The organism is Luteibacter sp. NPDC031894, assembly GCF_050273135.1.
Classification (GTDB): Bacteria; Pseudomonadota; Gammaproteobacteria; order Xanthomonadales; family Rhodanobacteraceae; genus Luteibacter.
The window spans coordinates 130,718-145,769 of the sequence record NZ_JBNNMV010000004.1; the positions used below are offsets into that span (position 1 = coordinate 130,718).

The following is a 15,052-nucleotide window of genomic DNA, read 5'->3' on the forward strand; positions in this document are numbered from 1 at the left end:
CTCCCGCTCAGAACGAGTACTTTACGGTGACCAGGGCCGTGCGGCCCGCATCGACGATATCGGAATTGGCCAGGCTGTAGCGTCCGATGTGCGACCAATACTGGTATTGCCTGGTCAGGTTGCTGACCTGCAGGTCGAACTGCAATCCGTTATCCATGGCGTACCCGACATGCAGGTCGACGCGGCGGATTGGCCGCAGCCACAGGTCGTCCCACGGCGCGCCTTGGTTGAGGAAATCGTACGTGGAGATGAACGAGCCGGTGTAGTGGTAGCTCAGGTTCACCGAGAATCCGTACTTCTCATAGAACAGTTCCGCATTGGCCATGGTGCGCGGAGCCTGCTGCAGGCGCTCGTTCTCGAATCCCTCGCGCCCCAGGTCCACGCGCGAATTCTGCTTCGTCGCGTTGACGCTGAAGCCAAGGCCGTTCCAGGCACCCGGCAGGTTCTCGAACTTCTGCCGCACGGTGGCCTCGATGCCGTACACGCGCCCGTCGCCACCGTTCGTCGGCGTTTTCGTCAGCACGGTACCGACGCCCGACGTGTTTGGATTGGCCTGCCCGCCGCCGCTGTCGTAGATGTAGTCGCGCAGCTTCTTGTAATAGCTGGTGAGCGAGAAGAAGCCGCCGTTGCTGGTGGTCCATTCCGCACCCAGGTCCACGTTCGTGGCCTTGATGGGGTCCAGGTCCGGGTTGCCGCGGGTAATCGTGGTCACGCCGTTGGAGACGCTGATCTGCTCGCCGCCGCCCAGTTGGACGAATGCCGGACGCGTATAGCTCTGCCAGATCGACCCGCGGAACACCACGTTGCCACCCGGGCGGTAATTGACGAACAGGCTGCCGAGCGGTTCGTTGTAGAGGGTCCGGTTGTTCGAGAAGTGACCTGGCAGCTCGTTACCGTCCGCGTCCTGCGGCGTCGTCCAGAACGTGTTGTGGATGGAGGTGTGCTCGAAACGCACCCCCGGGATGATCTCCAGCGGGCCCTGCTCGATGGTCGCCATGGCATAGGCCGCGGATACCGCTTCGGTACCGCGCATGGTGTCGCAGTTGAAATTGTTGAAGTCGAGCTGGCTGCAGGTGTCCAGGTCGGACGGCTGCACATGCGCGTCGATCAACGCGGCGACCGCAGCGCGGCTCACGTCCGGCGTCCGCCACGCGTACTTGCCCGGGAAGATCTGGTTGTAATACCCCTTGAAGATGCCGAGGTCGTCCAGCGTGGTCGTGCCATCGTTGATGCCGCCGGTACTCCAATCCCGGTTGGTGAACTCGCGCGAGCTGTCGCTGTACTTCACGCCGAACTTCACCGACTGCACCGGGCCGTCCTCAAAGTCGTAACGCAGGTCGACCTTCGCGCCGCCACGCTTCTGGCCGGAGCGGATACGGGTGACCTCGCCGTAATCGTTGGCCCACATGTTCTGGATGTTGTTGACCGACTCCTGCAGTGCCGGGGTCAGCGCCGGGTACGGGAAATGGCTGCCGCCGTAGGTGAGCAGGGAACTCCGGTTGTACGCGAAGTTGTCCTGCGAGTACTTGTCCTCGCGGCCGTCGATCTCGACGTGTTCGGGACGATCGTTGCGGCCGATGCTCCAGAACACGTTCGGCGAGATCGTCCAGCCACCCGCCGTCTTGTCCGCGCCGAACTGGATGGTGGCGAGATCGGCCCGCTCGGGGTTCGTTTCGAACCAGAAGCGGTTGGCGATGCGCCCGATGTTCGGCGAATACACGCCAGGGGTCGCCGTGGGTACGTAGGTCACGTCCTGCGGCAGCAACTGGTTGTACGTGGTGTTCTGCTCGGTAAGCGCATACGCGTAGGACAGCTTGGCGTAGGCATGGAGCGTGGGATCGACGTTCCAGTCGAACGACATGTTGCCGCCATAGCGGCGCTCGAAGCCCGACGCGATGCCCACGTTGGTGCCGATGCTGGTGAGGTTGTGCTGCGGGTCGTAACCCGGTGCGCTGTCGCCTTCGGCGGTGGCATGCAGGAACGCCCACGACCCGTCGTTGCCGGCACTTTCCGCCGCACCGACTTCGCTGTTCGCGATATTCCGGTAGTCGTAGTACGCGCTGACATAGACACCGAACTGCTTCTCTGCCCCGAACTTGCTCTGCAGTTCACCCGCGATTCCGCCGCCCAGGCCACTGCCACCGTAATCGCGGGCGCGGCTTTCGCTACGACCGCTGGCCGTCACGCTACCGCTGAAATCCTTCTTGAAATCGAAGGCGCTCGGCGTGCGGAAATCGATGGTGCCGCCAATGGCGTCGCCATCCATGTCGGCCGTAGACGTCTTGTTGAGCACGATAGTCTGCAGACCCGAGGGCGGCAACAGGCTGAGCTGCACGCTGCGGCTGTACGGCATGCCCTGGGCGACGTTGCTGCCATTCACGAGGTTCACGTTGTACTCCGACGGCAGACCGCGCACCGAAGCGAACATGCCCTCGCCGCGCGCGGCGCCGTCCACGCCGCCGAAGTAGCCCGTTCCTGTCGTGGTCACGTTCACGCCGGACATGAGGCCCAGCGCCTCGGCCACGTTATGCACGGCGGTGTGCTGCAGGTCGCTGGCCGAAAGCACGTCCACGGTGTTCACCGAGTCCATGCGGATGCTCGTCGCTTCGTAGCGGTTGGCCACGACGCTGAGCGCCTTCATCTGTACCGCCTTGTCCTTCTCGCTCTTGTCTTTCCCCTTCTTGTCCGTGGCCGCATTCGCCGATGGATCCCCGCTTCGTGCCGCCTGCTGCGCGAACGCCGATCCGCCAAGGACACCAAAGGCCGTACATACGGCAAGGACAAGCGCCTTCTTTGTCAGAACATGGTTGTTACGCACAATGCACCCCACCCCGAAAGTGTCGCCGAAGACAGCACGAAGCCCTCCGCCACGTGCTGCGGATATGCCGACCAGCGACCTTCGACGTGCACGAACGGCCTGCCTGCGGTGAGGGCCGCGATCAGGCGAACGTCATGTCATGCCGCGCGCGAACGCGGGACTATCAGGAAAGGTGGCCGATCAGGAGAGCGGATCAGCGGGTATGGCGCGGCGGCGAATAACCGGCGAGGGACTTGCCCCGCGAACGCAGGGCGCTGAGCTTGGCGCGGGAGAGGATCCGCTGGCCGTCGGCATGCACGAAGGGGAACGACGGTTCCGCCATGGCGCAACCCGGGTGTGCTGGATTGTGACTGCGGTGTCGCATGGTCACACCTCGCGGAAGACGCTGCATGCAGTGGCACACGGCGCGTCGGCAACATATAGCTCACCGTAAAATCCGCGTCAACAGGCGGTTTTCCAGCGATTTTCGTGCTGCGGAGCAGCAAACGCCAATGCCCGGGAGGGTGGTGGTTTCAGGTGGGCGGTCGCTGGCCGCAATGCGGACCGTGGGCGATCGCCTTGCGGATCTCCTCCAGCGAACCCGGATCGTCCAGCGTCGACAGGTCGCCGGGTTCGGTGCCCTGCATCAGCGCCTGCAGCGACCGACGTAGCAGCTTGCCCGAACGCGTCTTGGGCAAGGCTCCGACGACGTACACGCACGCAGGGCGCGCAAGCGCGCCGAGCAGCTCCACCACACGTCGCTCCATCGCGTGCGCCACGTCACGCGGATCATCGGTAACACCTTGCTTCAGCGTCGCGAACACAGCTGGCACCTGCCCCTTCAGCTCGTCGGCAATGCCCACCACGGCCACTTCGGCCACCGCTCCGAGCGTTGCCACGGATTCCTCCACCTCGCGCGTGCCGAGACGGTGGCCCGCGACGTTGATGACGTCGTCGGTACGGCCGAGGATGAAGAAGTAGCCTTCGTCGTCGCGTACCGCCCAGTCGAGCGAGCTGTACAGCAGTTCCTTGAAGTGTCCGAAGTAGCTTCGTCGATACCGCTCGTCGTCACGCCAGATCGTGGTGAGGCAACCCGGCGGTAGCGGAGGCTCGATCACCAGCACGCCTTTTTCGCCGGGCGCCTTCTCCTCCCCCGTGCCTTCGTCGATCACGCGCATGCGATAGCCGAACGTGGGAAAGCCAGGCGATCCGGGTTTCACCGGTTTGAGGTCCAGGCCGGGCATCAACGACAGGGCGGGCCAGCCCGTCTCCGTCTGCCAATAGTTGTCGATCACCGTCTTGCCCGTGCCTTCCGTGAGCCAGTCGTACGTGGGACGGTCAAGCGGCTCCCCCGCCAGGAAGATCCATTTCAATGCGGACAAATCGTACTTCCGCAACCATGATGCGTCCTGCTTCTTCAGCATGCGCACCGCGGTAGGCGACGAGAACATCGTTCGCGCACCGTACGTCTCGCACAGCCGCCACCAGATGCCCGGATCCGGTCCCGTGGGAAGTCCTTCGTAAAGGATGGCCGTGCAGCCGCCCATGAGGGGACCGTACACGTTGTACGAATGTCCCACGGCCCAACCCACGTCGGAGGTACAGAGGATCGTCTGGCCCGGTCGCACGTCGAAGATGGCCGTCATGGACACCGCGAGCGCCACCGCGTAACCGCCCACGTCGCGCTGCACCCCCTTCGGCCTGCCTGTGGTACCCGAGGTATAGAGGAGGTAGCTCGGCTCGTTGGATTCCAGCCAGACGACTGGAACGTCAGCGGCGGCGTGCTCATCGCGCAAGGTGGCGTAATCGACGTCGCGACCTTCGGTCCATGCCATGTCGGCATCGAGGCCCCGATTCACCACGAGCACATGGGGCGGTGCCGATGTCGCTTCGCGCAACGCGGCATCCACAAGGGGCTTGTACGGGATCACTTTGCCGCCGCGCATGCCGGCGTCGGCGCAGACCAGCAGCGCCGGTTCCGCGTCGTCGATGCGCAGCGCGAGGTTGTGGGCGGCGAATCCACCGAAGACTACGGAGTGGATGGCCCCGAGGCGTGCGCAAGCGAGCATCGCGAACACGGCTTCGGCGATGTTGGGCATGTAGATGACGACCCGATCGCCCCTCCCCACGCCCAGCGCCACCATCGCGGCGGCGAGTATGTTCACTTCGCGATGCAACTCGCGATAGGTGATCTCGCGGGTGACGCCGGTCTCGGTCGACACGGCGACGATCGCCAGCTGGTCCGGCCGCGCGTCGAGGTGGCGATCGACCGCGTTATGGCAAAGGTTGGTCGTGCCGCCGACGAACCAGCGGCGGAACGGCGGATTCGATGCGTCGAGGATCCGCTGCGGCGGCGTTTCCCAGTGGATCAGCCGCGCCTGATCGCCCCAGAACACCTCGGGCTCGTCGACCGAGCGCCGCCAGGCAGTGTCGTAGTCCACGTTCATACCTCCGGTGAAGCTCCTCCGAGGGTAAGACAGGCACTCCGGTCGTGCCTCTGGACCATGGTCGAAGAGCACCGCCGACAGGGTCGGCGGCGCTTCGGGGTCGCGCCTACTTCTCCTGCCCCGGCCTCGCGACGCCGTACATCTCCCAGGCGATTTTCTTCAACAGCGCCTGGCTGTCGTCGCCTTCCTTGTAGAGGTCGAAATGCGTCTTGCCGGGAAGGAAGCGGATATCGCTCTTCGCGTGCAGGCCGTCCAACGTCTGCTTGAGTAATTTCGCAGAGCCATCGAGGTAGAACGTGTCGGCCGTGCCCACGATCACGTGGATCTTCCCGTCCAGATCGGGCTTCAGCGCCGGCCACTGCGTGCGCAGGCGCTGGGCGATGTCGTAGTGCGCGCGCCAATAGGCGGCGACGTCCGGATCGACGGCGCCCGTGTCGCGGTTGAACATCGGCTCAGGACGACCGTCCTTGCCGCGCGGTGAAAAGACCCACTCGAACGAGGCGAGCTGGCCACCGTACCCACCGAGGACGCGTTCCAGCTTCGCGAAGGTCTCGAAGGTGGCGATCACCTGCCCCTTGTCGCGGACGAGCGGATTCTCGCTGCCATCGGCTTTGCGGTAGGCATTCGCCCCCGGCGCGGTGAGGTCGATGCCGGTGAAATCGCGGAAGTCGCTCGGATCGGGGGACGTCGACCAGGTGCCGCCGAACACCTTCGGATAGCGCGTCTGCAGCCACAGCGTCGCCCAGCCGCCGGACGAATGACCGTTGAGGAACCGGCCTGTCGCCTTGGCGTCCATGCGGTAACGGCCTTCCAGCCACGGGATGTACTCCGTCGTCAGGGCCTGGCCCCAGGGTCCGTTGTTCACCGAATCCGCGAATTCGTGCGTGCCCGTCGGGCCGGACTCGTCGAGCAGCACCCAGATCATCGGCGGCATGTCCTTGTTCGACATGGCGATCCACAGGTTGGCGATGGTGCCCGCGTAGTGATCGAAGCTTCCACCGAAGCCGTGCGTGAGATAGACCGTGGGATACCGCGCGATGCCTTTCGGATCATAGCCAGGCGGCGTGACCACCCAGGCGCGGATCGACTGCGAGTGTCCGGCGAAGGCCGTCAGCAGCGGGCTTTCCAGCACCTCGGCATGGGCGTGCTTGCGCGCCTCGGGCAACGCGTCGCGCACGGCCTGCGGTGCCTTGGGCGAAAGGACCCATGGATCCTTCGCCGGCACGGTCTGGGTCAGCTTCAGCACTGGCAGGCTGCCACCCGGCGTCAGCTTCACCGCCGTGACGTCGCTGACCAGATCGCCGGTGTGGCGCCCGTTGTAGTTGTAGTCATGGCCGACGTCGAGCACCGCCTGGAAAAAGTAGTCGCCGGGCGGCAGCTTGGAAAAACCCGCAGGGAACGCTTCGCCGTCCGTGTCGAGGTCCACCGACTGGCCGGGCGCGATCCAGCTGACTTCCCGCGCCGCGACCGATACCGCCTTCGGCTGGAAAGGATTGGTGTCGACAGCCTCCGGCTTTCCATCCTTCGACGCGGGCGCCGCGAACAGGATCAATCGGCCGGATACCCCTTTGTCGCCGACGCCGTCGAGCGTGACACGGACGATGCGGTGCGCCAGCGGCGCCTCGTCCGCGTGGGCGGCGATGGCGCCGCCGGACAATAGCGCTAGCGCGAGGATCGCACGGGCGGGCAAGCTCTTCATCGGTGGATCCCCTTCTCGGGCCGCGGACGCGCGGCGTGGCAACATGCCCGATCCTGCCACGGGACGAGGAGAGAACGGAATGGACCCGGAGTGGATCAGCCGCCATGCCCTCTCGCTATGGGCGGTGCTGCTCGCGATCGCGCTGGGTGGTGCCGATGTCGCCTGGCGGCGCGCCGTGCGCCGCCGCGAGGGTCTCGACGACGCCGCCCGCAGCCACCTGCGGCCCACCACGGTCGTCGCCGTCGTGGTGGCGATGCTGACGATCGCCTCGGCGATCGCCGTGGAAGTCCGGGAGGCCGCCGGCCTCACCGTCTTCGACGCGGCCTTGGCCAATGATCTGCGCGCGAACACGCCGCGCTCCGTCCTGCAGGTGATCGCCCTGGTTACCCACGCCGGCGATCCGGTCGTCGTCGGCGTCGCCACGTTGTGCGTCTTCGTCGCGCTGCTCTGGCGTCGGCATGTCCGTCTTGCCGGCGCGTGGCTCGCCACGCTCATGGGTACCGCGATCATCAACAGCGCGCTCAAGGCATGGTTCCAGCGCGAGCGCCCGCTGCACGACCACGGCTTCATCGTCGAGCACAGCTACAGCTTCCCGAGTGGCCACGCGTCCGGGGCGATGGTCTTTTACGGCATGCTGGCCTACGTGCTGCTCGTGCTGTGCCCGCCACGTTGGCACCGGACGACCGTGGTCGCGGCGGTGGCCATGATCACCCTCGTGGGCATCAGCCGCATCCTCCTGCAGGTGCACTATTTCAGCGACGTGATGGCGGGCTATGCGACCGGGCTGGCATGGGTCACGCTGTGTGCCGGCAGCGCCGAATACTTCCGCCTGCGGGCCGGCTGGCGCGCCCGGACGTAATTTCATGCGGCGATGACGGAGCGGATGGTTCTTTGTCCCGATGCCGAACCCGTCCAAACCCCTCCCCTTCGCGATCGTCCTCAATGCAGGCTCCGGCCACGGCGAGGCGGACGAGGCGCGCGAGACCATCGCCGCGGTCCTCGATGCCGCCGGGCGGCCCTACCGCTTCTTTCCCATCGATGGCGAGCGCGACATCAAGAAAGTCGTGCGGGAAGCCGCGGCACACGCCAAGGCCAACGGCGGCGCGCTCGTGGCCGCGGGTGGCGACGGCACCATCAATTGCGTGGCGGGCACGGCGTGGGAGGAAGACCTCCTCATGGGCGTGTTGCCGCAGGGCACCTTCAACTTCTTCGGCCGCACGCACGGCATTCCCAGCGGCACGCGGGAAGCCACGGAAGCCCTGCTGCGCGCGACGCCGTGCGACGCGCAGATCGGCATGGTCAACGACCACGTCTTCCTGGTGAACGCGAGCCTCGGTCTTTATCCCCAGGTGCTGGAGGATCGCGAGGCCTGGAAGCAACGCTTCGGCCGCCATCGCATCGTGGCCTTGTGGTCGGGCCTCGCCACGATGATGCGCGGTTACCGCCCCCTGCGCATCGACGTCAGCGACGGCGAGCGTGAACGGTCGCTGCGGACCCCCACGCTTTTCGTGGGCAACAACGCGTTGCAGCTCGAAAAGATCGGACTTCCCGAGGCCGAGGCCGTGCACCGCAACGAAGGACTGCTCGCCGGCCTCGTGCTGAAGCCGATCAGCCGGCTCACCATGCTCGGCATCATCATGCGCGGCGCGCTCGGCAAGCTCGGCGAGGAAGACAACGCGGTGAGTTTCGCCTTCCGCGAGATCACCGTTTCGCCGAAGCATCACCGCCATGCGATGAAGGTAGCGGTCGACGGCGAAATCGTCTGGGTCCGCCCGCCGATCGTCTTCCGCGCCGCGCCGCGCCCATTACGCCTGCTGATCGACGGGGTGCGCCAACCGGGGGAGGACCCGGGTTGAGCCTGATCGTCCAGATCTCCGACCCGCACTTCGGCACCGAGCGGCCCGATGTGGTGGAGGCGCTCCATGCGTCGGTCGTCTCTCTCCAGCCCGACCTGGTGATCCTCTCGGGTGACGTGACCCAGCGCGCCCGCCGGTCTCAGTTCGCCGCGGCACGGCGCTTCGTCGATGGGTATGCCCGACCCACGCTGGTCGTGCCCGGCAACCATGACGTTCCTCTTTTGAACGTGTTTGCGCGCATCTTCGACCCCTTCGGGAACTACCGACGGGCCTTCGGTGACGACCTGGAGCCCGTCTTCGACGGCGGCGACGTGCTGGCCATCGGCGTGAACACCGTACGCCCCGCCCGGCACAAGAACGGCGAAGTGTCGGACGTACAAATCGCTCGGGTGGCGACGCGCCTGCGCCGCGCGGGCGACGGGCAGCTGCGCATCGTGGTCACGCACCAGCCGGTGCACGTGATACGCGAGAAGGACATCGCGAACCTGCTGATCAACTGCGAGCGCGCCGTCGCCGCATGGGCCGAAGCCGGCGCGGACCTGGTCCTCGGTGGGCACATCCACCTGCCCTACGTGCGGCCGCTCGACGGCGAGCCGCGAAAACTTGCGAGGCCGCTCTGGTCGGTCCAGGCGGGCACCGCGTTATCCACGCGCATCCGCGAAGGCATCAGCAACTCGTTCCACGTCATCCGGCGCGACACGACGGACGCGTGTGTCGTGGAGCAATGGGATTACGACGAGGCGGCGCGACAGTTCAAGCCCGGTGGCCGCACGGTCATTCCGCTGTGGCGCTGAACGCCCCGACCATGGGTGCGGCCGACGCCGCGCTGTCATAAAAGCCGTCCATACAAGTTATCGACACGGCAGGGGTCTAGTATCGCGGTCGTCCACCCAAGGGGCCCGCCCATGAGCCACCCATACGCACCACGTCGTTCCGCCGTGGCCAATGCCGTCTATGGCCTGTTCAATCCCATTCCCTTCGGCTTCTTCGTCGCTGCGCTCATCTTCGACGTAATCTACGCGAAGACCGGCACCATCCTCTGGGCGAAGGGCGCCGCGTGGCTTATCGTCTTTGGCCTGTTGTTGGCCATCATTCCGCGCCTGGTCAACCTGACGCAGGTATGGATCACCTCGCGGCGTATCAGCAACAGCGCCGACCATGTGGACTTCTGGCTGAATGTCGTCGCCATCGTCGCGGCTCTGCTCAATGCCTTCGTCCATAGCCGCGACGCCTACGCGATCATGCCGGCCGGTGTCTGGCTTTCCGCTGTCACCGTGCTGTTGATCGCCATCGGCCACGTCATCATCGCCGTGAGCTACTCGACGGACCGGGAGATTCGCCATGACTAACACGCTCTTTCGCAGCGCGCTCGCCCTCACCTGCATCGCGCTGCTGGGCGGGTGCGACGAGAAAGCCTCGCAAAGCGCCACCGAGCAGTCCGGCAGCGATCCGTCGCTGCCCAAGGCACGGAATTTCCTCGTGCCGCCGATGCAGGTGCCTGAGTTCGCCGGTTGGAAGGAAGGCGCCGCACCCACGGTGGCGCCGGGCCTGAAGATCGAGAAGATCGCGAGCGGGCTCAAGCACCCGCGCCAGCTGCTTACGCTCCCGAACGGCGACGTGCTCGTTGTCGAGGCCAACGGTCCCGGCGAAGAAGCGGTCACGACGCCCAAGCAACTGATCGCCGGCATGGTGAAGAACACCTCCGGCAAGGGCGCCAAGGGCGGCAACCAGATCACCCTGCTGCGCAGGGGCGGCGCGGGTGAATGGGAGAAGCACACCTATATCGAGCACCTGCATTCGCCGTTCGGCGTACAGCTGATCGGCAACACACTTTACGTGGCCAACACCGACGCCATCGTGACCTTTCCCTATACGGAAGGCGCGACCGAGGTTCGCACGCCTGGCGTGGAGTTCACCGACCTGCCTTCGACGGTCAATCACCACTGGACGAAGACACTGCAGGCCAACGGCGACGGCACCAAGCTTTACGTCGGCGTGGGCTCGAACAGCAACATCACCGAGAACGGCCTGGAAGTGGAATACCGGCGCGCCAACGTGCTGGAGGTGGATGTCGCCACCCGTGGCAGCCGCATCTATGCGTCGGGCATTCGCAATCCGACGGGCCTGCAATGGGATACCACGACGAACCGGTTGTGGGCCATCGCGAACGAGCGCGACGAGATCGGCGCCGACCTCGTTCCGGATTACATGACGTCGGTGACGGAGGGGGCGTTCTACGGCTGGCCGTACAGCTACTACGGCCAGCACGTGGACACCCGCGTGAAGCCGCAGCGGCCCGACATGGTGCAGAAGGCGATCAAGCCGGACTATGCGCTCGGCTCCCATGTCGCCGCCCTCGGTTTCCTGCTCAGCCAGCGGAACGCCCTGCCCGCGACGTACCAGAACGGCGCCTTCGTCAGCGAGCACGGCAGTTGGGACCGGTCGCCCCTCAGCGGCTACGCCGTCGTCTTCATTCCTTTCCAGGACGGGAAACCCGTGGGCAAACCGCAGACACTCGTGAGCGGCTTCTACTCGAAGGACGAGAAGGAGCTGTACGGCGCGCCGGTCGGCATCGTGTTCGACAAGGACGGCGCGCTGCTCATCGCCGACGACGTCGGCAACGCGGTGTGGCGCGTCTCGGCAGCGACGCCGTAATCCGCCTCGGCGTGTAGGAGCCGCTATGGCGGCTCCTACACGTACTGCATCTTCCGGCTCATGCCGCCGTCCACGGTGAAATTCTCGCCCGTGACGAAACCGGCCTGCGATGAAAGCAGGAACACGGCGAGCCCACCGATGTCCGGGGGCAGTCCCACGCGGCCGACGGGGTGTTGCGTGTGGTCGGCGGCGGATAGCTTTGGCTTGCGCCGCTGCGACGGCTTCTTCCAGTCGTCCACCGCGATCCATCCGGGATTGATGGCGTTGACGCGGACGGGGCCCGCGCTGATCGCCAGCGCGTGCGTGAAGGCCACCATGCCGCCCTTGCTCGCGGCGTAAGCCTCGGTATCCGGTTCGGACTGGTGCGCGCGTGACGAGGAGATGTTCACGATGGCGCCGTTGCTCGCCTTGAGCGCCGGCAACGCATGTTTGCAGCAAAGGAAGGTGCCGCCGAGGTTGGTATCGATACGGCGCTTCCACTCGCTCCATGCGAGCTGCTCCAGCGGACCGGTCACGGGGTCCGCGATACCCGCGTTGTTCACCAGTCCGTCGATGCGTCCGAAGCGACGCAGCGCGGTATCGACGAAACGACGCACGCTCGCTTCCTTCGCCACGTCGAGCACCACGAACGCGGCGCGGTCGCCGACGTCCCACTGATCGAGGCAGGCCTTGCCCGCCTCCGCATCGAGGTCTCCAATGACCACGCTGCCGCCGGCTTCCAGGACGGCCTCGGCGATGCCCTTGCCGATACCCTGCGCGCCGCCGGTGACGAGCACGACCTTGCCCGGCCATTCGGTCGCGGCGGGCGTCGGCGACGGTGACGCATGTTTCAGGCTTGGCATCGGTAGCGTTTCCTTGCGGCAGCGCTTGGATCGTCCGCGCGACGCCGTGGAGGAAACGTCATGCCGATCGGTAATAGTCGACTTCGCGATAACGGCGAGCGTACAAGCCAAAGGCGAGGGCCGCCACGGCGGCGAAGGCCGCGAAGAAAAACATCTGGAACGCCGTGACGCCGAGGCCGGTGCCGGCGATGCCGGTGAGGACCGCGTCGTTGCGGACACCCGCGTTCGCCAGCAACACCCATAGGTTGCCCACGGTGACGCTGAGGGTCCAGAAGCTCATCAGCGTCCCCTTCATCGAGGGCGGCGCCTGGCTGTAGGCGAACTCGAGCCCCGTGGCCGACACCAGCACTTCGCCCATCGTGAGGAACACATAAGGCAGGAGCTGCCAGGCGACGGAGACGGCATCGCCACCGTCGATGGCGAGCTGGATCATGCCGACGATCACCCACGCGATGGCGGAGAACACGATGCCGGCCGTCATCCGGCGCAGGGCCGTCGGCTCGATACCCATGCGGCGTAGCAGGGGGAATAGCGCGAGGTTGTTGAAGGGAATCAGCAAGAGCACGAGTGCGGGATTCACCGCCTGCATCTGCGCCGGGTGTAACCAGTCCGGCACGCTCATCGCGTTGGCCTGCAGCACCCAGGTGGAGGCCTTCTGGTCGAACAGGGACCAGAACGGCGTGACGAGCGCGAAAACCAGCAAGACGCGCAGTACGGCCGCGACGGCGTCCACCGCCTCATCGGGATGCCTGCCGCGTGCGCGCTCCAATTGGAGCCTCGTGCCGATGCCGACGCCACCGAGGACCAGGACGAAAGCGAGGCAGAGCGCGGCCACGATGCCGAGCGTGGGCATGAGGGCGAGCACGGCGACCGCCATGGCGAAGGTCGCGGCGGCCACGGCGAGGCCCGGCCTCCCCTGCCCCGGCGCGCGCGCCAGCAACGCCGTGCGCACGACCCGGGTGAAACTGTCCGGGTCGTTACCGGACGGCGGCAGCATCACGTAGTGCCTGCGACCGCTCCAGAAAACGATCGTCGCCACCAGCATCAAGGCGCCGGGGATGCCGAAGGCGACGGCAGCGCCGTAATGGCGGAGGAAGTACGGCATCAGCAACGAGGCCAGGAAGGAGCCCACGTTGATCATCCAGTAGAAGGCATCGAACACGACCTTCGCGAGCCGCCGATTGCTTTCGTCGAACTGGTCGCCGACGAAGGCCGCGACGCAGGGCTTGATCCCGCCCGCGCCGAGCGCGATCAGTGCGAGGCCGGTGTAGAACCCGGGCACGCTATGTTCGAAGACGGCAAGGCACAGGTGCCCCAGGCAATACAGCAGGCTCAGCCACAGCACCGTGCGGTACTTGCCCAGCCAGCGATCGGCCAGCCAGCCGCCGAGCAGCGGGAAAAAGTAAACGCCGATGACGAAAGTGTGGAAGACGTCTTTCGCCGCGCCAGGCCGCTCCGCCTCCGGCAGGTACATCAGCAGGGACGTGACGAGGAAGGGGGTGAGGATGTTGCGCATCCCGTAGAAGCTGAAGCGCTCGCAACCCTCGTTCCCGACGATGTAGGGAATCTGCCGGGGCAGGCGCGCGCCCGGAGCGGCGACGTCGGCGTCGAGGGTGGTCATGGCGGTCCCGGTGAAGTGAGCAGCCGCGGGATCCTAAACGAAACGCTCAGGCGCGCCGCGTTACGCTTCCGCCCATGACCAGCCCCGGAGCCACCATGCAGCCCATACCCACCGGCCTCATCGGCTATGGCACCGCGGGCGCCGTCTTCCATGCGCCGCTCATCGCGGCCGCCACGGGATTGCGTCTGGCCGCCATCGGCAGCCGACGCGCGGACGACATCCTTCGGGATTTTCCTGAAGCCAAGGCTTACGAAAATCCTCAATCCCTCTTGGCCGACCCCGCCATCGAACTGGTCGTGATCGCCACGCCGAACGCGTCCCACGCGGCCTTGGCACGCGCCGCCCTGGAAGCGGGCAAGCACGTGGTGGTGGACAAGCCGTTCACGCTCGAGGCCGCCGAGGCCGAGGCGTTGATCGCGCTCGCCGATGTATCGGGACGAAAGCTGTCGGTTTTCCAGAACCGCCGCTGGGACAACGATTTCCTCACCGTGCGACGCCTCGTCGACGATGGCCGGCTGGGCGACGTGATGTATTACGAGGCCCACTTCGACCGCTTTCGGCCGGAGATCAAGCAAGGCTGGCGCGAGACCGACGTGCCGGGCTCCGGCCTGCTCTACGACCTCGGCGCGCACCTCATCGACCAGGCCCTCGTCCTGTTCGGCATGCCCCGATCCGTGACCGCCGACGTGACGCGGCAGCGCGCGTCCGCGAAGGCCGACGACTATTTCCACGTGGTGCTCGACTATGGACGGCGGCGCGCGGTGCTGCACGCGTCGGTCCTCGTGCGCGATCCCGGCCCGCGCTACCTCGTGCACGGCGACGGCGGCAGCTTCGTGAAATACGGCATCGACGGACAGGAGGCGGCGCTGCGCGAAGGACGTCGTCCTGGCGGCGAGGGCTGGGGCGAGGACGATCCTTCCCTCTTCGGCCGCTTCACCGATGCCGATGGCACCGTGGCAACGATCGACACCTTGCCCGGGCGTTATATGGCGTTCTACGACGGCATCGCCGCCGCCCTACGCGACGGCGCGCCGCTACCGGTGGAGGCGCGCGAGGCGCGCGACGTCATCCGCGTTATCGAGGCGGCACAGGTGAGCGCGCGCGAACGCCGCACCGTCTCGCTCTGACCATCGCC

Annotated in this window: 12 protein-coding genes; 6 read left to right on the top strand and 6 right to left on the bottom strand. The window is 66.1% G+C overall.

The genetic code is table 11. From position 1 onward, the window contains the following. Positions 1-7: 7 nt before the first annotated feature. The 4 genes from ACQKIE_RS12625 to ACQKIE_RS12640 all read right to left on the bottom strand — a co-directional run bounded on the left by ACQKIE_RS12625 (position 8) and on the right by ACQKIE_RS12640 (position 6,943). Positions 8-2,821 (bottom strand): TonB-dependent receptor, encoded by a 2,814-nt coding sequence (locus tag ACQKIE_RS12625; RefSeq protein ID WP_427459957.1) that lies wholly within the window; start codon positions 2,819-2,821, stop codon positions 8-10. 190 nt (positions 2,822-3,011) lie between these two features. After that, entirely contained in the window at positions 3,012-3,182 is a 171-nt protein-coding gene (locus ACQKIE_RS12630) for a hypothetical protein (RefSeq protein ID WP_427459586.1), read from the bottom strand. A 148-nt stretch (positions 3,183-3,330) separates the two neighbouring features. Further along, positions 3,331-5,238: a propionate--CoA ligase gene (gene prpE / locus ACQKIE_RS12635; RefSeq protein ID WP_427459588.1), complete on the bottom strand. Its 1,908-nt coding sequence runs from the start codon at positions 5,236-5,238 to the stop codon at positions 3,331-3,333. Positions 5,239-5,350: 112 nt separating this feature from the next. Next, positions 5,351-6,943, bottom strand: a complete 1,593-nt coding sequence (locus ACQKIE_RS12640; protein ID WP_427459590.1) for an alpha/beta hydrolase — start codon at positions 6,941-6,943, stop codon at positions 5,351-5,353. A gap of 43 nt (positions 6,944-6,986) precedes the next feature. On the opposite strand from ACQKIE_RS12640, the gene ACQKIE_RS12645 reads away from it, so the two are divergent. The 5 genes from ACQKIE_RS12645 to ACQKIE_RS12665 all read left to right on the top strand — a co-directional run bounded on the left by ACQKIE_RS12645 (position 6,987) and on the right by ACQKIE_RS12665 (position 11,454). Next, positions 6,987-7,802: a phosphatase PAP2 family protein gene (locus tag ACQKIE_RS12645; protein WP_427459592.1), complete on the top strand. Its 816-nt coding sequence runs from the start codon at positions 6,987-6,989 to the stop codon at positions 7,800-7,802. Positions 7,803-7,842: 40 nt separating this feature from the next. Continuing rightward, entirely contained in the window at positions 7,843-8,799 is a 957-nt protein-coding gene (locus ACQKIE_RS12650) for a diacylglycerol/lipid kinase family protein (RefSeq protein WP_427459594.1), read from the top strand. After that, a complete protein-coding gene (locus ACQKIE_RS12655; RefSeq protein WP_427459596.1) occupies positions 8,796-9,593 on the top strand; it encodes a metallophosphoesterase family protein in 798 nt (265 codons plus the stop codon). Before ACQKIE_RS12650 ends, ACQKIE_RS12655 begins: the two co-directional genes overlap by 4 nt. 111 nt (positions 9,594-9,704) lie before the next feature. Next, on the top strand, positions 9,705-10,148 hold the full coding sequence (locus tag ACQKIE_RS12660; protein WP_427459598.1) for a DUF2231 domain-containing protein: 444 nt from the start codon (positions 9,705-9,707) through the stop codon (positions 10,146-10,148). Then, complete coding sequence (locus ACQKIE_RS12665) at positions 10,141-11,454, top strand: PQQ-dependent sugar dehydrogenase (RefSeq protein ID WP_427459600.1); 1,314 nt, start codon at positions 10,141-10,143, stop codon at positions 11,452-11,454. Before ACQKIE_RS12660 ends, ACQKIE_RS12665 begins: the two co-directional genes overlap by 8 nt. Before the next feature lie 35 nt (positions 11,455-11,489). Here the strand turns inward: ACQKIE_RS12665 and ACQKIE_RS12670 are convergent, their stop codons facing one another. Both ACQKIE_RS12670 and ACQKIE_RS12675 read right to left on the bottom strand, forming a co-directional pair. After that, positions 11,490-12,296 (bottom strand): SDR family oxidoreductase, encoded by an 807-nt coding sequence (locus ACQKIE_RS12670; protein ID WP_427459602.1) that lies wholly within the window; start codon positions 12,294-12,296, stop codon positions 11,490-11,492. Between the two features lie 58 nt (positions 12,297-12,354). Next, complete coding sequence (locus tag ACQKIE_RS12675) at positions 12,355-13,917, bottom strand: oligopeptide:H+ symporter (protein ID WP_427459604.1); 1,563 nt, start codon at positions 13,915-13,917, stop codon at positions 12,355-12,357. A 95-nt stretch (positions 13,918-14,012) separates the two neighbouring features. Between ACQKIE_RS12675 and ACQKIE_RS12680 the strand changes: the two genes are divergently transcribed. Then, positions 14,013-15,044, top strand: coding sequence for an oxidoreductase (locus ACQKIE_RS12680; RefSeq protein ID WP_427459606.1), 1,032 nt, complete (start codon positions 14,013-14,015; stop codon positions 15,042-15,044). The last annotated feature ends 8 nt before the right edge of the window (positions 15,045-15,052 follow it).